This is a genomic window from Secundilactobacillus collinoides DSM 20515 = JCM 1123, from assembly GCF_001435975.1.
Taxonomy (GTDB): domain Bacteria; phylum Bacillota; class Bacilli; order Lactobacillales; family Lactobacillaceae; genus Secundilactobacillus; species Secundilactobacillus collinoides.
Genome location: NZ_AYYR01000013.1, coordinates 191479 through 211871, shown reverse-complemented (window position 1 = coordinate 211871; position 20393 = coordinate 191479). Strand labels below are relative to the sequence as shown.

The 20393-nt window shown below is 49.3% G+C and carries 16 protein-coding genes; 8 read left to right on the top strand and 8 right to left on the bottom strand.

Annotated features, from left to right (window positions below; genetic code table 11):
* Positions 1 to 79: 79 nt before the first annotated feature.
* The 3 genes from FC82_RS03425 to FC82_RS03415 all read left to right on the top strand — a co-directional run bounded on the left by FC82_RS03425 (position 80) and on the right by FC82_RS03415 (position 4676).
* Positions 80 to 1936, top strand: a complete 1857-nt coding sequence (locus FC82_RS03425) for an FAD-binding protein (protein WP_056996211.1) — start codon at positions 80 to 82, stop codon at positions 1934 to 1936.
* Between the two features lie 283 nt (positions 1937 to 2219).
* Complete coding sequence (locus FC82_RS03420) at positions 2220 to 3575, top strand: MATE family efflux transporter (RefSeq protein ID WP_235809161.1); 1356 nt, start codon at positions 2220 to 2222, stop codon at positions 3573 to 3575.
* 177 nt (positions 3576 to 3752) lie between these two features.
* On the top strand, positions 3753 to 4676 hold the full coding sequence (locus FC82_RS03415) for an NADP-dependent oxidoreductase (RefSeq protein ID WP_054758523.1): 924 nt from the start codon (positions 3753 to 3755) through the stop codon (positions 4674 to 4676).
* Positions 4677 to 4908: 232 nt separating this feature from the next.
* On the opposite strand, the gene FC82_RS03410 is transcribed toward FC82_RS03415, so the two are convergent.
* The gene (locus FC82_RS03410; RefSeq protein ID WP_056996210.1) at positions 4909 to 5658 is read right to left on the bottom strand and encodes a hypothetical protein; all 750 of its coding nucleotides are present in this window, start codon (positions 5656 to 5658) and stop codon (positions 4909 to 4911) included.
* A gap of 275 nt (positions 5659 to 5933) precedes the next feature.
* Between FC82_RS03410 and nudC the strand changes: the two genes are divergently transcribed.
* Positions 5934 to 6782 carry an NAD(+) diphosphatase gene (gene nudC / locus FC82_RS03405; RefSeq protein ID WP_056996209.1) on the top strand — a complete coding sequence of 283 codons (849 nt, stop codon included), beginning with the start codon at positions 5934 to 5936 and terminating at the stop codon, positions 6780 to 6782.
* Between the two features lie 165 nt (positions 6783 to 6947).
* On the opposite strand, the gene FC82_RS03400 is transcribed toward nudC, so the two are convergent.
* Positions 6948 to 7412, bottom strand: a complete 465-nt coding sequence (locus FC82_RS03400) for a TetR/AcrR family transcriptional regulator (protein WP_056996208.1) — start codon at positions 7410 to 7412, stop codon at positions 6948 to 6950.
* 188 nt (positions 7413 to 7600) lie between these two features.
* Here FC82_RS03400 and FC82_RS03395 point away from each other — a divergent pair, with 188 nt between their 5' ends.
* Together FC82_RS03395 and FC82_RS03390 are read left to right on the top strand one after the other, a co-directional pair.
* Positions 7601 to 8629, top strand: coding sequence for an SDR family NAD(P)-dependent oxidoreductase (locus FC82_RS03395; RefSeq protein ID WP_056996207.1), 1029 nt, complete (start codon positions 7601 to 7603; stop codon positions 8627 to 8629).
* 108 nt (positions 8630 to 8737) lie between these two features.
* On the top strand, positions 8738 to 9601 hold the full coding sequence (locus FC82_RS03390) for an NAD(P)-dependent oxidoreductase (protein ID WP_082620165.1): 864 nt from the start codon (positions 8738 to 8740) through the stop codon (positions 9599 to 9601).
* A gap of 183 nt (positions 9602 to 9784) precedes the next feature.
* On the opposite strand, the gene FC82_RS03385 is transcribed toward FC82_RS03390, so the two are convergent.
* Both FC82_RS03385 and FC82_RS03380 read right to left on the bottom strand, forming a co-directional pair.
* Positions 9785 to 10957, bottom strand: a complete 1173-nt coding sequence (locus tag FC82_RS03385; RefSeq protein ID WP_056996206.1) for an MFS transporter — start codon at positions 10955 to 10957, stop codon at positions 9785 to 9787.
* On the bottom strand, positions 10958 to 11395 hold the full coding sequence (locus FC82_RS03380; protein WP_054758531.1) for a MarR family winged helix-turn-helix transcriptional regulator: 438 nt from the start codon (positions 11393 to 11395) through the stop codon (positions 10958 to 10960).
* A 251-nt stretch (positions 11396 to 11646) separates the two neighbouring features.
* Between FC82_RS03380 and FC82_RS03375 the strand changes: the two genes are divergently transcribed.
* On the top strand, positions 11647 to 13473 hold the full coding sequence (locus FC82_RS03375; RefSeq protein ID WP_054758532.1) for an FAD-dependent oxidoreductase: 1827 nt from the start codon (positions 11647 to 11649) through the stop codon (positions 13471 to 13473).
* Between the two features lie 479 nt (positions 13474 to 13952).
* Positions 13953 to 15800: a DUF2207 domain-containing protein gene (locus tag FC82_RS03370; RefSeq protein WP_056996205.1), complete on the top strand. Its 1848-nt coding sequence runs from the start codon at positions 13953 to 13955 to the stop codon at positions 15798 to 15800.
* 141 nt (positions 15801 to 15941) lie between these two features.
* Here FC82_RS03370 and FC82_RS17050 read toward each other — a convergent pair whose 3' ends face one another.
* The 4 genes from FC82_RS17050 to FC82_RS03350 all read right to left on the bottom strand — a co-directional run bounded on the left by FC82_RS17050 (position 15942) and on the right by FC82_RS03350 (position 20357).
* Positions 15942 to 16517, bottom strand: coding sequence for a YdeI/OmpD-associated family protein (locus FC82_RS17050; protein ID WP_065101467.1), 576 nt, complete (start codon positions 16515 to 16517; stop codon positions 15942 to 15944).
* A 108-nt stretch (positions 16518 to 16625) separates the two neighbouring features.
* Positions 16626 to 17789: a MalY/PatB family protein gene (locus tag FC82_RS03360; RefSeq protein ID WP_054758537.1), complete on the bottom strand. Its 1164-nt coding sequence runs from the start codon at positions 17787 to 17789 to the stop codon at positions 16626 to 16628.
* Entirely contained in the window at positions 17779 to 18642 is an 864-nt protein-coding gene (locus tag FC82_RS03355; protein ID WP_054758540.1) for a DUF3737 family protein, read from the bottom strand. Before FC82_RS03355 ends, FC82_RS03360 begins: the two co-directional genes overlap by 11 nt.
* Before the next feature lie 386 nt (positions 18643 to 19028).
* Positions 19029 to 20357, bottom strand: coding sequence for a D-serine ammonia-lyase (locus tag FC82_RS03350; protein WP_056996204.1), 1329 nt, complete (start codon positions 20355 to 20357; stop codon positions 19029 to 19031).
* Positions 20358 to 20393: the final 36 nt, after the last annotated feature.

Below are 20393 nucleotides of genomic sequence, written 5' to 3'. Positions count from 1 at the left end.
TTTTGTGATATTATCCACAAGTGAGAGCTGATTTATTGGCGTCTCATTTTAAAATGTTTTGGTGAAAGGATGTCATACGATGTTAGTAAAAAACTCAGAAATCAAATGGAATCAAACGTACGATACAATTGTTTTAGGGTTCGGTGGTGCCGGTGCCACTGCTGCCCGGTTCGCCGCCGATGCGGGCGCGTCTGTTTTACTGGTCGACGCAGCGCCAAACGGTCATGAGGGCGGGAATACGCGCTACTCTGCACAGTTGATCGGGACGGTGGACAGTTTTGAAGAAGGCAAGAAATATTACAAGCGATTAACCTATCCAATGGCGCTGGATGATGACATGGTGGACACGTTTGTTCACGGAATGGCCAACATGCGCGACTATGTAAAGACGTATCTCGGAGTTGAGCCCGTTAGTGTTAAAAACGATTTTACGCCTGAAGATACCCCGATTTCGTTAGACAGTGCCGTTCACGAATTCCCAGAATACGAAGGGCAGGAAGCCTACGATTTTACCACGGTGCACCACGGCTTATTTGACGCGGCACTTTGGCGGAACCTGCGCCAGCAAGTCATTGACCGGACTGACAAGATCACCGTCTGGTTCAGTTCACCGGCCAAGCATCTGATTCAAGACCCAGACACCAACATCGTGACTGGCGTCCAAATTGAACGGGATGGCAACCAGTACAACATTCAGGCAAAAAACGGCGTGGTTCTTGCCATGGGCGGGTTTGAAAACAACCAACAAGACGTTCAGGATTATCTGGGTGCAGACCACCTGGCACCTTTAGGGACGCTCTACAACAAAGGCGACGGCCTGCGGATGGGTGAAGAAGTCGGTGCCGATATGTGGCATATGAACAACTATGAAGCATTAGGATTACTTCACGGCATGGCCGTTGCCGTTCCGGATGGTGAGCGCGGTCGGTTGCTGCTTGGTTGGCCAGACATTGCCAACGGCAGTATCATGACCGTTGCGGATGACGGCAGCCGCTACTTTAACGAAACTGAACCCAACCGTCATGGTCACATATACGACCACGGGACTTGGCGGGTTCCGCGGACTAATGTTCACCCATACCTGGTCTTTGACCAAGCGCAATATGAGCAGATTCAAGCAAACGGGAATGTGCCAGTACCGGATTTTGAACAACAGCTCGTTAAGGCGGACAGCCTTGCTGAGTTAGCGCAAACCATTGGCGCTCATGCAGATGTATTGGCTGGCACCGTTGCTGACTTCAACCACTTCGCAGAGGTGGGCCGCGACTATGCGTATAATCGTGACCCAAAGACCATGCGCGCCTTTGGGGATGGCCCGTTCTATGCTTTGAAGATGACCCATGATGTTTTAAATACTCAGGGCGGGCCGCGTCGCAACGCAAAGGCCGAAGTGCTGGATGCCAATCAGCAACCTATTGCGCACCTGTACAGTGCTGGTGAACTCGGCGGCATCTGTGCCAATCAGTACCAAGGTGGCGGTAACCTGGCCGAGTGTTTGATTTTTGGGAAGATTGCCGGGGAAAATGCGGCGGCTCCCAAAACAGATGCGCAACAGACTACCGCAAACACCACTACAGACACCACAACTGGTGCCAGTGAACACAATAGTTTGGGAAGCGACCTGCAACCGACAATTGACCTAGACAGCATCGCGCTTGGTGATCATCAATACTTGGGTGTTGATAACGACGGCATCGGCGGCGAAATCGTGGTTCGGGTAACCTACGCTGATCAGACGCTCAAAAACGTTGAGATCGTTGCTCAAAGCGAAACCGGCGAAGTTGGCGGTGCTGCGGTTAAAGAACTTCCAGGGCGCATGGTAGCGGCTAATACGTATGACGTTGATGGTGTCACCGGCGCTTCGGTTTCAAGCAGAGCCATCAAAAATGCCGTGAAGGATGCCGTTCAAAAAGCGACCACGGGTCAACCTAACTAATCAGGAATAGGTGTTGATTGAAATTTGTCATTGTATTCGAATGGTTTGGGACAAAGATCCCGATAGTCAATAAAATAAAATTGTCAGTTTAGCCCGTCCTAGTTACCTAACTACAACGTGCGGCTAACGGCCGTCTCGGTCATATAAGCGCTCCTAGTAGAGAATCCAAATTCTGAATTTTCAGCTGGGAGCGCTTATATTCTGCGGCAAAACTGTCTTTTGTCACAATCGCCTTATTTTTCATCTCCAAAAGCGTATAATAACTACTATTGACTATTTTATTATGGAGATGATTTTCATCATAGAGTTGTTTGAAAAGGCCCCGATTCCTAAAGCGTATTTCACACTGGCACTGCCGGTCGTCTTTGGGACCGTGGTGTCCATGATCTATAACCTGACTGACACCTTTTTCGTGGCCCAAACGCAAAACGCTAACTTGGTTGCAGGCATCACCATCTGTACCCCGTTATTTTCGATGATGATCGCATTGGGGGACATGTTTGGGCTCGGCGGGAGTTCCGCTATTTCTCGATTGTTGGGTTCGCGCAAATACGACCTTGCCGGCCGGGTGAATAGTTTTTGTTTCTATGGCGCGCTGGTGATGGGTGTCATCGTGACAATCTGTCTGTTTGTGTTTAAACAGCAGGTGCTTGGCTTGCTGGGAGTGTCCCACGAGACGTATCAATACGCGGCGGTTTACTACCAAATCATGGCAGCGGCCGGTATTTTGATTATCGTTTCGCTGGTTCCCATCAACACGCTACGGACGGAAGGGCTTGCCACGCAATCCATGATTGGGACAGCTTCTGGGACAGTGTTTAAGATCTTTCTCGACCCGCTGTTTATTTTCGGCTTTCATCTGGGCGCCGCTGGCGCCGCGCTGGCAACCGTTGTCGGTTACTTGATCACCGACTCGATTCTGATCGGGTACACCATTCGCCGGACCCGGTACATCCACATTCATCCCCATAAAATGGCGATTCCTGGTGCTGAAGTGAAGGATGTTTTCATGATTGGGATTCCCGCTTCCGTGACCAACTTTATGACGATGCTGGGCACTGCATTGATGAACAACTTCTTGATCAAATACGGGGCTGACAAGGTTGCCGGCTTTGGGATCGCAACCAAGGTGGAAACTATCGTCACTATGGTGCTGGTTGGTTTTTGCTTCGGTTTCCAAGCGCTGATCGGGTATAATTACGGTGCGCGCAATAAGGAACGACTGAAAAAAATCATTCAGTTTGATATCCTCGTCAATGCTGGGTTTGCGTTCATCATTGCCCTGGGTCTGATTGCGATTGCCCCGTCGTTATGTGGGCTGTTCATGAAGGACCAGCACGTGGTCAGCGCTGCCAGTTACATGTTGCGGTGGTTCCTGACAACCACGCCGTTTATTGGTATTTCACTAGTCTTTACAACGATGTTCCAGTCCGTCAACCAGCCCCTGGATGCGTTCATCATGTCGATTTCGCGACAGGGTGTTATTTTCACAGCCGTGATCTTCATCGTGGCATCCGCTATGGGTTATCAGGGTGTTATCGTGTCGCAACCAATTGCTGACGTAATTACGGCAGGTATCGGGCTTATCCTGTACTGGCGTGAATTTGGACCAAGGGGTAAGGTCGTTCAAAATTGGTAACACGCACAACTCGCATGATATGATAAAACAAACCAGCCGGAATTTCGAACTGGAAATTTCTGACTGGTTTTTGCTTTAGTAATTGTTGCCGATTAGTCGTCTAGGGAAGCGTTAACAGCACATTTTTAATCCGAAACGGTTACAATAGCCTTATCAATTAAGATGGAGGCGAACGTATTGAAAGCATTTGGATACGAAAAATTTGGTGACCCTGACGTGTTTCAGACCTTTGAATTGCCAGAGCCAACACTGAAAACTGCAACGGATGTCAAAATCAAAACACTGGCGGTGGGGTTGAATAACTTTGAACGCAGCCAGCGGGCCGGTGACTTTGGCGGCGGCAAGTTCCCACTGATCCCCGGTCGTGATATTGTCGGCGAGGTCGTGAAGACGGGAGACGATGTCCAGAATGTGGCAACGGGTGACATCGTTATCGGTCATGGCGGGCCGGCCTATGCGGAGTATGCTGTTTTGCCAGCTCAGCGGGTCGTCATAAAACCGGAATCGGCAACGGTGGCGGAAGCCGTTACCCTGGTAACGCCAGGCATCACCGCCTATAATGCGGCAACGGTCTTTACCCAGGTCAAACCTGGGAATCACGTCTTTGTGAACGGCGCTACTGGTGGTGTTGGCGCTTTAGCTGCACAAATTGCGAAGAATCTTGGTGCCTACGTTATCGGAACCGGGTCATCCCGTAATTTAGCGTTGTTAGAAGAGCTGCCGTTAGATGAGATCGGCTTGTACGACAAAGATGATTTAGCCGAGAAATTTGCCAACAGCGCGGACGTTGTGATCAACGCTGCCATGAACGGTAACAACGGCGAGCTGCTTGGTTCAGTCATCAAGGATGGCGGCCAGGCAGCCTCTGTTGGCGGCGATACCGACTTCGGTCACAAACAAGTTGCGTTTGAACACATTCGGCCGCTGAATGCCGAGCACGACCAAACGGCGTTAACAAACCTTGCAAAAATGCTGGGTGAAGGCACTTTAGCAGCCAAAATCTTTAAAGAACTGCCGCTAACGTTGGATGGTGTGATTGAGGGGCACAAATTACTGGAACAGCATCACGCACCGGGCCGCGTTGTTCTATTGGCCGAGTAATGAAACACCATAAAACCAGGCAGCTACAATAAAATTAAGCGTCCCCAGCTAAAAATCCAGTCGGGATTTTAGCTGGGGACTTTTATTTTCTGAGGCCGAAATTGTTTTTTGTGCTGTTCACTTGCTCACACTTAGTTGAGAAGAGGCAGTCACAGCCAGTTTTTTAAGTCCTCGAATGGGACGTATTCGTCAGGCAAACGGCTAGGCACTCTGCGCGTAATGCTTGGTGCTGTTATCTGCCTGTCAGCAGCGCATCGGCCATTAACGTCATGATTTTATCTGAGGATTGTTCGGTAATTTGTTGGAGGAAAGAAGCATCCTGAATTGAAAGCTTAATATGCGCAGGTCGTTGTTGCCGGCGCTTTAAAATTTCGAATGCCGTCGCACAGGTCAGGGCATCACTGTCAGCAGTGTGCGGCCGACCCGCTTCAATACTAAATAACGCGGCGAGTGATTGCAATGGGACACTGTCCTTGCCGATCACATCTTTGACCAACTGTTCGACATCGTAGTAGTGCACCTCATTTTTCATCAGTGAATTGGGGCAAATCTGGTCTGGAAAGTAATGCGTGAATTGAATCAGATCATTGCGAACACTGTAACCCAGAATCGGCAACAGGTCGACGCAGTCTGTGACCCGTGTTTTGGCCTGGCCAATGTTTCGGGCACTCATCTGCGCCCACCAGGTGAGAAAATGTCGGGCAATGTCTTTGATATCGCCGTATTTGCGATACGTTTTCGGCGTGGTATTCGCATACTCCAACCCGCGAACAAAATCCTCTGGTCGCATGTTGTCATAGTAAGCGAAGCGGTTAAACCGATTTGGTTGAACTTTACCCTGACGGACGTAAACGGCAGCCACCTGCAGGGGAAACGACTTGCCCTGATTCTTGGTATACGCAAATTCAAGGTCCAGCGAGATATAGTTGCTGGGGTAGTGATCGACCGGTTCTGCTACGAGTTGATTTTTGTTAAACGTCACAAAAAATCACTTCCGCTTCCTATTAAGTTGCACCAATGAAATGGTTGTTGTGTACAATTATTATCGCATAGTTAAAGCTGAAAAGCAAACGTACGTTCGTGTAAATAAATAGGATCATTCTTTACAGAAACCAGACCGAATCGTTACAAATATGTTAGTTCTTAATAATATCTATTCATGAATTGACAGGTGCTTTCATTGCAACGAGGATAGGGTTAAAGTATGAAGTAAAGTATCAACCGACAAAAATTTGATTAAGAAGGAGCACCTGCCTCATGTTTCAAGAGATTGCACCCCAAGTATTAGATACCCAATACCTTAACACACCGCTTTCTGATGACGCATTTGTTGTCACGATTCATCAAAATCAACTGTTGCTGGTTGGCACTGAAGAAACTACTCGTTTGCCGACGTATGCTGAAATAAAAGCAACGTACGGTCAAAAATTGGCCACGCTGCGGTATCTTTTGGCCGTGGATGACCACCATTTTTTCTACCTCGCAACTGAGTTACCAGAGCTCGGCGACTTTTCTTATCGGTCAATGAATGCACTGCGGCATACCACACCAAAATGGCGTGCCTTTGCGTCGGTGACGGCGGCGCACTTGGCAGTCTGGTATCACAATAATCAGTACTGCGGTCGCTGCGGTCACCTGTATGAACCCGGTGCCGGCGAACGCAAACTCGTGTGTCCGAACTGCGGCCAAGAATTGTTTCCACGTATCTCACCAGCCATCATCGTGGCGGTCAAGCGTCACGACCAAATTTTATTGACCAAGTACGCTAAGGGCTATGATCGATTTGCGCTGATTGCCGGCTTTGTGGAGATTGGTGAAACGATTGAAGGGACCGTTCGCCGAGAAGTGTATGAGGAAACGGGGCTGGAGGTCACTAATCTACAGTATTTTAAGAGCCAACCGTGGGGCTTTTCCCAATCGATCCTGATGGGATTCTTCGCTGATTTGGCTAATGGCGATACTTACGATACGGATGATTACAAATCCGATCCGGATGAACTTGCGGTAGCAAAGTGGTTCGACCGGGATACGATTCCGACCGATGACAATAATTTAAGCCTGACTAAGACCATGATTTCAGCGTTTCGGACGGGCGAGGTGCAGTAGAATCGACAGTTTGCGTTGTTAAAATGATAGTTTAGCTGGTAAGCAGAATCACCTTTAAAAATTACCAAGTGTCATATAAATATAAAAAGTACTACCAGAAGATACAGTTGGTATTTTTCTGGCGGTGCTTTTTTATTCAGTACAATGAACGATTAAAGTTCGACCCTAACCAGCAACCTTCAGCGCAATTTTGGCCATCAGATCTACTGGCGCTTGTTTACCATCTTTGATCCAATCGATGGTCATCCGAAAAAGTCCAGCGGCGATAAAACTATTCCAATAACGCGCATAGTCGCCTTCAAACGAAATAGTACGAACGTTATTCACATAAAATTGACTGACAAAATGGTTAAACCGTTTGCTTAGAATATCCTCGGCACCGCTGCTAATCAGAACTTCAAATAGTTCACTGTGAGCGTTAACGTAGTCAAAATAAGCATGACTGATAACCACTGGATTTTTCTCAGGCAACTGGGTTAAAATCTGATAAAACGGCGTGACGTATTGGCCAAAATAATCGATCAACACAGCTTCTTTAGAGTTGTAATTGCGATAGAAGCCCATCCTTGAGATTCCCGCCTTCTTCACAAGTTCGCTAATCGAAATGGCCGCAAATTGTTTTTGCTTCATGAGTGCAAACAGCGCTAATTGTAAACTTTCCTGGCTAAGTGCTTTTTGTTCTTGACTGTATGGGTTTGCCGTGACAATCGCCTCCTGAATGTAACCGCACAGTGCAGTGGGCTTGTTATCGATTCAGCTCAAGGGTATCATGTTCCCATATCCGTTACAAGTGTAACGTCAAAGGAGCACACTTAATCATGAAAACACCACAGCAACCAATCAACAGTCCTTTTACTATGAAGAGTACCAGTACACAAGTTATGCGAGGCACTAACTTAAAGGGTATGACGGCCATCGTAACCGGCGGGTACAGTGGCATTGGTCTAAAAGTCACTGAATCCTTAGTCAGGTCAGGCGCGCACGTGATCATTCCTGCTCGAAACTTAAAAAACGCGCAAAACGCGGCTGGGCATTTACCCAACGTTGAATTTGCCGTGCTTGTTCTAATGGATACGTTATCGATTGATGCTTTTGCGACCGATTTTCTCAACACACATCATCAGTTGGATTTATTAATCGCTTGTGCCGGCATTATGTTTGCGCCGCTAAAACGAGACAATCGGGGAAACGAGGCCCAGCTGTCAACCAACTATCTTGGTCACTTTCAACTAGCTGCAAAACTCTACCCAGCACTTAAGGCGGCGGGAAAGTCGCGTGTCATTATGGTGACCTCTCGCGCACAAAGCTGGAACGGTGTAGATTTTAATGATCCCAATTTCAGCACGCGTGAGTATGACCCACGAGTTGCCTATGCCCAATCTAAAGTGGCAGACATCTTGTTTGCAGTTGAATTAGACAAACGGGCACAACATGATGGTATCCGTGCGTTTGCAGTACATCCTGGGCTTGTACCAGGAACCGGTTTGGGGCGCTTCATTAATAGTAATGCTTACCTGCAGAATGCCATGCGTTTTTTGATGAATGACCTGAAAGCTACGCGCCTGATCAGCACACGAAACGCGCTCAAAGCCTATCTTCACGGCGAGCAAGAATACGACTATTTTAAAACTGTCAGTCAGGGCGCAGCGCCGATTCTTTGGAGTGCAACCAGTACCTTGCTGAGGGATAAGGGCGGCGTCTTTGTTGAGGATTCTAATATCGGCAAGGAAGTCGGTGGCGACAGTACTTCAAAATTTGGCGTTCGTCCATGGTCAATTGATGCGCAATTAGCTGAACGTTTATGGTCTCTTGGTGAAAAACTTACAGGGGTGAAATTTGATATTTGAAAATTATGAGATGCCGGCAAATCGTTGTCATTTTTAAGGTACAAAAACAATTAGCTAACAAAAAAGCGTAAAATCTAACTCAAAGACTAAAGATAGGACGTGACCACCATGAAAATTGCACTATTAGAACGTCAAAGTTTAGGTGAGCAGGCCGACCTCAGTCCCTTAAAACAACTGGGTGAAGTTCAAACCTATGCCACAACGTCAGCCGAAGAACTCCCTGATCGGTTACACGATATTGACATCGCTGTTAGTAATAAAATTCCAATTGATGCCGCTGGACTCGCGAAGGCGAACCGCCTGAAACTCATTTGTCTTTCGGCTACGGGTACTGATAGCGTTGACCTCTCAGCTACGCAAGCGAAGGGTATCGCGGTCGCGAACATTACGAATTATTCAACTGATGCGGTCGCGCAGCAGACCATGGCCTTAGCACTCGGTCTGCTAACCAATTTGGTGGGGTTTGACCGCTTCGTTAAAACTGGCGGGTACACCGACAACTATTCTGGCGATTATTACCAGAACACGATTCACGAAATTGCCGGTCACCAATGGGGCATTATCGGGATGGGCCACATCGGTCAAAAAGTCGCCCAATTGGCAACTGCTTTTGGTGCGCAAGTGTCCTATTTTTCGCCAACTGGCAATACAACCCATAACAACTATCAGGCTAAGTCACTTGAACAGCTGCTGACAACGTCGGATATCGTTTCCGTGCACACGAAATATAGTAAGCTAACTGCAGATCTGCTGGCGAAACCGCAGTTTGAACTCATGAAACCGACCGCCATGTTACTGAATGTCAGTCGCGGTCGTGTCATTAATGAAAACGATTTGGCCTGGGCGCTGAACACTGGGCAAATCGCGGCTGCCGGGTTGGATGTTACGCGTCACGAACCCATGCATGCGGACGACGCGTTGCTGCAAATTCAGGACAGTCGTAAACTGATCATTACCCCGCACATTGGCTGAGCCAGTGTCGAGGCGCGTCAACGGGCGGTTGATGAGATCGGGTTGAACATCGCTGCTTTCCAACGCGGGGAACAGCGCAATATTGTTTTGTAGATAAAATGACCGTCAAAAAAAAGCCCCGCTAACGCGCCAGAATTGGCCACTCGCAGGACTATTTTTTGTGGTTGATTTGGATAAACAGTGTTACCGCGCCACCGCTGAATTCAGCGACCGTCGATTCATGAAGTAGATCAGCCAAATAACGGGCAGGGTCACCAGCATGATCGGGTAGAATAAATGCAGCGGGAACACACTTTTTAACAACCCGCCAATCATTGGCCCCATGGACATTCCGAGATCCATACCGATATAAAATGTACTGTTTGCGAGACCCTGTTCACTTTCAGGAACGATCAGCAGGGCGGTTGCCTGGCAGATTGAAAACATCAACCCGTAGCCGCCAGCAATGCCCAAAGCGGCCACGCCCAGTAAGATATCGTTGGTGAGATGTGTCAGCGCTAACAGCCCGATCACTGTGCTGAGCAAACTCACGTAGAGGAATTTTCCAAAGGCTACTGTGTCGAACAGCGACCGCAAACTCAATCGCAGAATAATCAAAAACGCAGCGTAAATTGGGAAGAAGGCGCCCACCGCAACGTTGAGGTGAAGCGTTTCTACGTAACTGACGATGTACGCCTGCGTGGCAAAATACGGAATTGCAAACAGCATCAGCATCATTGCGAGCGGAAACACTTTAGGTTGAACGATTCGCAGCTGATGTGCCGACTTACCGGTTTTTTGCGGGGCCTGCGGGGCACCTTGATCCCCGACGAGTTGCACTAGGAGAATCATCAAAACGCTGCACACTACGGCCGCAATAAACGCTTTTCGGTAGCCGAGTCGCTGGTACAACGCAATGCTCAATGCTGGGGCGATGGCCATGCCTAACGCGTTCATCAGACCATAGATGCCCATCCCGGAGCCAATCTTATCACGGGGCAGCAAACTGGCCATCCAAGTTGCCATACAAACGGTACAGAGGACGTACCCGACACCGTTGACGACCCGAAAAAACAGTAGCCAGGCCGTATTGTTGACCACTGTGTAACCAATCGTCGCTATCAGCAGCCCAAGTCCGCCAACGCTTGCTAGTCGTTTTTTAGAAAACTTGTCCGTTAACTGGCCGGAAATAGGACGCAGAAACAGCGACGTGATGTTCATAATGCCGGCCACGATACCAGCCATCAGCGTGCTGCCGCCGATACCTTTTGCAAAACCGGTAATTAATGGATTGATGAACATGGCACTTGCGATGTAGAAAAAACTCGCTGCCAGGATCAAAATGATGTTGCGTCCGTATAAATGTCGTTTTGTCATTCACTCATCTTCCTCATGTGTTAAATTTTCATAGGCTTTATGCAGGGCCTCGTAAAACTGCCGGGTTTCAGTTTCCGAAAACCCCGTCAGGAGGCGCTCACCAGTGTGTGAGCCCTTGTGCTTCAAACGTTGCCGCAATGCGCTGCCCTGTGGTGTCAATTGCACCAGCTTAGCGCGGTGGTCATTCGGGTCAACGGTCAATTGGATCAAGCCGCGTTTGACCAGCCGCTGAATGAGCATCTGGGCCGTGGCATGGCGGATGTGTTGGGCATCCTTCAACGCGCTGATGGTGCTGTTGGGATAGTCATCAAAAAAGGTCAGCGCATCCGCCTGTTGGGTGGTAATGCCAAGGTCTTGTAAGTGGGCATTACGGGTTCTAGTCACCGAGTTTGCGAGAGCTAGGACGGCCCGTGCAATATGGTATTCATCTGCTGTCATCAAATCACCTCACTTAAAATGTACAGCTAGCTGTACATAAATGTCAACGGTCAGAAATTCAAGTGAAAACTAATGAAAGCCGTCAGTTTCATAATGAAAACGATTACTTTTACCCGCAATTAATTTGATGAAACGTGTTATGATAGAGACGTTAATGAATAAAAGTAAGTTTATATGCGGTTGGTTTTTAAAGGTAAAAGCAATAATGTAAGCGCTTTATATAATCGCATTTTGAAGGGAAGTTTGAAGTTATGAGTGAACAGTATCAAGGAACCGCAAAGGGATTTCACGGTAATATTACGGCTACCGTCACCCTCGATGGCGATACGATCTCAGATGTCACAGCCGAGGTTGAACCAGGAACGGTGGGCGGCTTAGGGGTTGCCCGCTTAGAAAACGCGGTGAAAGCAGCTGGTCATGCTGATGTGGACGCCATTACAGGTGCGACCATCAGTTCCTACGCATTTGAAGCAGCCGTTCACAAGGCGACCGCCGTTGCCAAGGGTGATTTAACTGCGGAGCAGGCACTGGACGCTGCAACGGAAGACCCTTATAAGCCGGCGGATGCGACCACTGGTGCATCTGAAAACGTCAATGTCGTTGAACGTAATCCTTCGCCAGTAACGAAACCCGTGCCCTACAACGACGATGTCAAGTTTGATGACAGTTACGATGTTGTCGTAGTCGGTTCTGGCGGTGCAGGATTAGCTGCTGCCACGGAGGCTGCGCAGGCTGGTTTATCAGTGTTCATCAGTGAAAAAGCTGGTATTCCTGGCGGGACTACGAACTTCTCAGGCGGAGTCATGCAGGCGGCTGGCACGTCCTATCAAAAGGCGCTGACATCATATGATAACGATAACCCTGATAAGCATGCCAGCTACTGGATCGATGCTGGCGAAGACCAGGTTGACATGACCTTGGTACGAGATCTGGCTAAGAATGCCCCCAAAAATATCGACTGGTTAGCCGACATGGGCATCAAGTGGCAGAGCGTGTATGGGAATAATCACATTCCTGCAACCAGTACCTTAGATTTTGCCGACCGGATCCACGTTTACGACAACGGAAAAGGCGGCGGTGGCCAAATGGGTGACGGCATCGTGCTCACGCAGACGCTGCTGAAGGCCGCCCTAGATGCAGGCGCCACCATTAGCTATGACACGCCAACGACTGCGCTTGTTCAAGACCGGGACCGGAAAATTATTTACGGGGTGGTCGTTCATCAAAACGGTGAGAAGAGATTGATCGAGGCCAAGCGCGGCGTCATATTAGCCACTGCCGGAATCGATCACAACCTTGAATTAGCTAAGGCACAGAACCCGCAACATTACAGCGACCTTCAGCACCACGCTAACTTGTCGGCGGTCACAGATACTGGCGACGGGATTTTCCTTGGTATGGCCGCCGGTGCCGGCATCAACGGCATGGGTGGAACGATTGATTTGGATGGCAAGACCGGAAACGCCACCAACGACCAGATTCCGTCAATGCCGATGATCTACGTGAACGCTAAGGGCAAGCGGTTTGTCTGCGAAGATGCCACGTACGCCTTTACCATGCGGGCGGTCTTCCAGCAGGAGAAGCAACTGGGCAAGCCGACCAACATGATTTTTGACGAAAACAGTATTCAGGCTGAGGGCAGCGCATGGACAGCCGAGACGCTTGCAAAAGACGTTGAAAAAGGCGAAGTCAAAAAGGCTGCGACGGTCGCTGAATTGGCCAAACTGATTCACGTTCCAGAAGAAAATCTGCAAGCCACGTTGACCGAATGGAACACTCATGCGAAAACTGGCCAAGATCCGGTTTACGACCGACAAACGGGCATCGCACCGTTAACCGCACCGTTTTACGTGCACCAAACAACAGCGATGAACTTGGGCGCTATTGGTGGGCTGACCATCAACGTTGAAGGCCAGGTCCTCGATGTGCTGGATGCGCCGATCAAAGGCCTCTACGCCGCCGGACTCACTGCAGGCGGGTGGCTTGGCCCGTACTATCCAGGATCTGGGACCGCAATCGCAGGTATCGTACACCAGGGACGCAAGGCCGCACAGACGTTGATTAAGAAACGGATGTAATTTTGTAAGAGAGTGAAAGAAAGCGGTTAGAGACCAGAACGTAAGGGCAATTAGTGGGAAATCCCGAATTTGGATTTGTCACTAATTGCCCTTACGTGGCCGGTCTCTGCTTTCTGAAACTCGTTTCCACTTGGTGGCCTAGAAAGCGTGTTTTTGAACTTTAGCCCGTTTCCACTCGGGGGCCAAGAAAAAAATGACGAAAACTAAATGTTAACCTAATCCTGGGCACAAAAGCAGTTTTGCCCCAAGAATATAGCACCCCTAACTAAAATTTCAGCTAAGGGTGCTTTTTTTGGTCAAGGAAGCCTTTATCGCACGTTCACGCCAGACAATCAACACGCGCAATAATGTCAATTTCATTGTCGAGAAACTCTCTGGCCAAACCTAAAAAGGCTTGTTCCAAGCTCTGGCCGACAATTTACGGCAAACTCACACGCAACATGGTAAACTTAAACTACCAGTTAAGGGGGGAATGTCACATGAAACAGCGGCATTTAGAAGTGCTCGTTGCTATCGTCGTGAGCCTGATCACAATGGGAATAACCACAAATCAGGCCCACGCGCGCGACTACACCATTGATCGTTACCGGGTCAACATTAACGTTCAAAAGGACGGCAACGCAGAATTGACGCAGAAAATCACCTATGATTTCAATGGTGATTTTAACGGGGTTTACTACAACCAAGATACATCAGGCATTGACGGGCTGAAGAGCCCATCCGTGGCCGTCATTCAAAACGGCCAGACTACCGCACTGACGCACAATAACAGCGCGCAGCCAAACACGTATCAGACTACTGATACCAGCAGCAATTACCGTTTCAAAGTGTTTTATCCAGCTAGCAACCAGAAAGTCACTTTCCAATATCGCTACCAGCTTGACGGTGTCATTACGAACTACATCGACACCGCCCAACTGAACTGGAAGATTATCGGCAGCAAGTGGGACGTTGCGCTTAACAACGTGAAGATAAAAATTGCCCTGCCGGCTAAAAACATTTCGCAATTGCAGGCTTGGACGCATGGGCCATTATCTGGCCACACTAACGTCAACAAGCAGGCCGGCACCGTTACTATGACGGTGAATCACGTAGCTGCGAACACGTTTGTCGAGAGCCACTTACTATTTCCAACCCGTGTGACATCGGCTAACACTAAGACAAATAACACACGTCATTTGAAAAAAGCACAGCAGCAAGAGGCAACTCTGGCAAAGCAGGCCAATCAAAAGCGGTTTTGGGCAAAAGCCATCCCACTGATTCTGGGTATCCTTGTGCTGGTCCTTGGCGTTGCTCACTACCTGTATCAGCTCAGCTGGTTCAGAAAAAATCCGGCCCAGCACATCATTGATCAGCCCGAAGTTCACAACTATGAGATTCCGCCTTACGATGCGGTAACGTCACAGGTACTACTGAGTCGCGATGACCCAACCGATAAAGCATTCAGCGCTTGGTTAATGGAATTGGCTGCTGCGGGTGAAATCACTATTGAGCAGACGGACGGTCAGCCGCAAACATACCGACTGACTGAAACAGCCAAATTAACGCCGGCTCATCATGCTAACGACATGTTGCGGTTCATCTTTGATCAGGTGGGGGACGCGGACAACAACGGCAATCGGACCGTGACCCTCGACCAGATCAACCACTATGAGGGCCCCAATGGCAACAATCTGTATGATCACTTTTCGACTTGGCAATCTGATATCTATCGTGGGGTCAGCGGAATGGAGTTGTTTAACCTGGCAAACCAGAATGTGAAGACCCATGCTTGGTTGCTGATTTTCATTAATGGCGCCCTGGCTCTTGGTGGTTTTCTGGCCTTTGGTTTCGTTGCCAGCAGTCTCTGGTTGGCAATCGGCTGGCTGTTAAGCGCTATTTTGCTGATACTCTCGCTGTTCACGGGGATTCGCAGAATGTGGCGCCTGTCGCCATACACGCAGGAAGGTGAAGATATCGTGGCGCCGATTCAAGGCTTTAAGGACATGTTAAACGATATTGGTCATTTTGACCGCTCCCAGGTGGGCGATTTGATCTTGTGGGAACAGATTCTGCCGTATGCCGTGGCCTTCGGATTAGCAAAGAAGGTCGTTAAAGCATTGCAGGCCAACTTCACGGACGCGGAATTGCAGACTGGCCTCGCGTTTTATTACCCGTTGTTCTTCTACGGAGTCGGCTTTAACGACAGTTTCGCCGGACAGTTCAATAACGACTTCAGCACCAACGTTGGCAGAACGGAAGGCAGCAGCACAACTGGCGGCTCAGGCGGTTTCAGCGGAGGCAGTTCCGGTGGCTTCGGCGGCGGTTCTGGTGGCGGTGCGTTTTAGAAAGCGTGTGTGTAAAAGCATGCATTTCATCCCCAGACCAACAAAACATCTTTGTTAATCAAGGCTTGTAAGGTAATAGTTAACTGCCAACCCCAGCCAAATAAAGACCAAAAACACGCCCCCAAAACCTGGGGGCGTGTTTTACTTTGACTTCGTATGCCATTCCATTTTCATATATAGATTACCAACTGTCAACTCGGCTATCATCTGCTGCAGCCGTTTCTCGCGTGTTTCCTCACGCTTAGCCTGCCGGATCCACCTTAAATAATCGTTGCGCTGGTACTTTGGTCGAGCTTCAAAAACTGCTGTCAGCTGCTTTGCCGTCAGCAGCTGTTGAATATGAGCCGGTACGGGTTCATCCGGCCGCGTGATGCGCGTTACCGGTTCATGGTGGGCAAGCCGACTGGCCACTAATTTCTTGATCAGCGCCGTGGGCAGCGGCTGGTCATACGGAAATTGGATTGCGCCTTTAGAATGTTTAAAATCACCGATTTCATCCGCTAAGTCAACTAACGGCTCCGCTGTCGGATAAAAGCCCATGTGGTGTTTATTGGCCATGAAGTGTACCAGATTATGCTGCTGCCAAAAAGTCGGCATGCCATAGCTGATGCGTTCCTCAGCATCCGGCAATAGTTGTTTCAACAGGGCGTATGTTGCCCGCAAATGCGGTTGGGCTTCAGCAGGCGCTTGGTCAAGATAGTCGGTAATCACAGTCATAATGGTCACATCCTTTTGCCAACAGTATAGCATAGGTGGATGAAAAAACAGGTGTTTCATTCTCGACACAATGCCGGTTATGAAACGCCTGTTCAAAGGTACAAAATACTATTTTTGAAATGCGGTGATTCCGTTCTTCAAGCGGGTCAACCCGTCAGTTAACTCCGCAGTCGGGCAGGCGACACTGATTCGAATAAAGGTCTTGCCGTTTGGCCCGTAGGCGTTCCCATCGGCGATGATCAGGCCGGTTTGTTGCTGCAAAAAAACGGCCAATTCAGCGGCATCCGCCGTCACAGCACTGACATCCAGCCACATCAGGTAGGTGGCGTGGCCGGTGATGACGTGAACCTGAGGCAGTTCTGTCGCAACGAATTCAGTTAATTGCTTTTTGTGCGCAGTGATCACTTGGCGTAATTCAGCGACCCACTGAGCACCTTGGCCATAGGCTGCGATGCTTACCGGAATCGCAAACGAGTTGGGTTCGGCTAATTCATCGCTGTTCAGACCGCGGTTTACCACGGCTCGCAAGTTGGCGTTTGGCACAATAACCGTGGCAGCGTGCAGGGCAGCCACGTTAAACGTCTTGCTGGGCGACACACAGGTCACACTGTTCTGCGCGTTCACGTCATTGACGGAGGCAAAGGGCACATAGCTGTACCCGGTATCTGTGATGTCACCGTGGATCTCATCGGCAATCACGATCACGTGATGTTTAGCCGCCAGCGCCCCGACACGCGCCAACTCATCCGCTGACCAAATATGGCCAGTCGGGTTGTGCGGGTTACAAAAAATCATCAACGAAGTCAGCGGTTCAGCCATTTTGGTTTCCAAATCGGCCCAGTCAACATCGTACTGGCCATCAGTGTACACGAGGTCGCTTGATAACACGTGGCGGCCATTATTTAAAATTGAGTTGTAGAAGATGTTGTAGACTGGCGATTGAATTAAAACGTTATCCCCGATTTGACTCAAACGGCGTACCGCTGAGGAGATGGTGGGAACGACACCGGTCGCAAACAGCATCCATTCCGGTTTCGGCTGCCAATCGTGCTGGTCGCGATACCAGTGGGCCACGGCCTCAAAATATGATTGCGGCACTTCTTCGTACCCGAAGATGCCCGTTTGAGCGCGGGTCTGAATGGCGGTCACAATCTCTGGCGCAGTTCGAAAGTCCATGTCCGCAATGCTGAGCGGCAGTTCGTTTGGTTTTACATCCCACTTCACGGAATTCGTGTTGCGGCGGTCAACGGGTGATTCAAAATCATACGGCATGTTGTTGATCCTTCCTTATTTGAATGTCTGTGCGCTGACGGTCAATCTGCGGGTCGTCGAAGATCACCTGACCGATGGCTGGGGCACTAATGCGGCCGTTGATTGGGTTCTTGACGCTGTCGATGGCCGTGGTGATCGTTGCGTCCACGTCGGAACAGTATTCAAACACGAGGTCGGAGTTGATCATACTGCAGTCTTTCAGTGTCAAATGGTCCACGTAACACAACCCCTGGTCACTTTCGATCCAGCAGTTCACGAACGTGATATTTTTGGCATTCCAGGCGAGGTATTCACCGATTAGCGTAGAATCGTAAACGGTCACGTTGTCGCAGTTCCAAAACGCGTCGTGCGTCATAAACGTTGAGTTGTGAACCTCAACATTTTTCGACCCGTCGAATGCGTAGTTGCCAGTCAGGTTAAGATGATCGACCACTACGTTTTCACAGTTCTTGCCGAAGTAATCCCCGGTCGCGGTAACGTGATCCAGTTTGACGTCAGCACACCACCAAAGCGTTTCGCCGGCGTCACTGAAGGTCACGTTGCTGATATCCAGGTCGGTGGCGTGGCGGAAAGTCTTGGTGTCCAACACCATGGTATCACGCATGGCGAGATGGTGGGTGTACCAAATACCGGCGTGAGCGCCCTGTTGGAGTGCACTGTCGCTGACGGTGATGTCGTTGGCATACCAGAGCGGGTATTTCCACTTGAACAGCGTGTGGTCGATGGCGAGGTTGCTGCCGTGCTTCAGCGGCGATTCGTCATCCCGGAAGGTACTATTTGTAATGTGGGTGTCGTGGGCTTGAAAGAGTGCCCGTTCACCGGTTAAAATTTGTTGGTTAATTTCAGTTGTTATTTTTTTCACTATATGATGGACAGATTACACAGGCAATCGGTCTAAACTAACTTCCTCTCTGTAAAAACATCGTCCTTGCTGACATTTTCAGCAAGTAAAAACAGTATAGAACTTAAAGTCCACTTTAAGTCAAGAAAAACGACCTTTTTCAGTCTCAATGTTGTCATTGTGCGATTTGTTTCGGTCGTCATACTGCCAATGATAAAATACAATGCTTACTAATAGTTTAAGCTAAACCTTACCGTCAGTCCAATTTTTGAAGAGCATTGTTCGGAAATTATGCCGGGAGGGGAACCAGTGACCACTCTTACAGCGCACATACTCAAAAAGAGACCGGAAAGTGTCTCTTCCAGTCTCTTTTATCGTTTCGATATTAAGCGAAGTGTCTACCGGGCGAGAATCTGTTGCGGTTCGTCCAGTAATTCCCGGCCTTTATCATAGTATTTCTGCATTTCATCATCGGGGACCAGTTTTCCGCCGGTGGCCCAAACAACGTGGGTGGCGTTCTTCAACGCTGCCTTGTTTTTAAATCCGTTAACGGTTGGTACGATGGCGGTAAAGCCAGCAGCTGCGGATGGTTCAACGTAAATATCCTGGGTATCTGCCAACATGGCAAGGTACCGGTAGATGTCATCATCGCTGAAGGTGTGGGCACCGTATAACAGGGTCCGCATTACACGGCCGGCAATCTTTGATGAGCGGGGAACAGCTAACCCGTCTGCCAGGGTCTTGCCGTCGATGCCCAGATCCGTCACGGCAATCTTATCGTACAAGTGGGTCATCATGCCCATGGTAACGGATGGCACGTGGGTCGGCTCGGCGAAAACGGGATAGATCCCCTCTGGCATCATCATTTGCAAGCCAAAGCTAACGCCGCTTGGACTGCCGCCGACACCGGCTGGAAGGTAGACGAAAACCGGGTGGTCGGCGTCTGGAAAGATGCCGTCATCAGCGAGTTGTTTTTGAATTTCGATCCCAGCTGCTGAATAACCGAGGAACAGGTCCTTTGAGCCTTCGTCATCAATGAAGTAGGTGTGCGGATCCTTAGCCGCTTCTTCCCGTCCTTGGGCGATGGCAACTGAGACGCTGTCGTTATGTTCAACAACGGTCACGCCGTTTGCCCGCAGCATGTCCTTCTTCCACTGACGTGCGTCAACCGACATGTGCACAGTGGTCTTAAAACCAAAGCTGGCAGCGGCCATACCGATGCTTAACCCTAAGTTACCGGTTGAGCCGACCATGATACCGTAATCGGCAAACAGTTTGTGGTATTCAGGGGTGGCCAAGATCGCATAATCATCAGAGTAGGTGAGGTTGGTTTCAGTGGTTGCGACGTGTTCAGCAAACTTCAGAACTTCGTAGATGCCACCCCGTGACTTGATGGAACCAGAGATGGGGAGCATACTGTCAGCCTTCAGGTAGACGTTGCCAGGAATCTCAGCATCGTTTAAACCGGCCAAACGAGACTGCATCTTATCGATCTTGATCAGTGGCGAGATCAACTGACCGTTGGTTTTCTGGGTTTCAGGAAACGCGGTGGCCAGATAGGGTGCAAACCGTTTGAAACGGGCCGCAACGTCAAAGACTTCGGCTTGAGTAAAGGGAATTTCAGCCTTTTCGCCAAATTCTGGGTTGATCCAGTCGATTGGCTCGTACTGACGCATATTGTTTAATAGTGGGAATTTATGGATTAATTGTTCAATGTTTTCTGTCATATTAATAGTGCCTCCAAGGTGCTGGACAGGGTGATT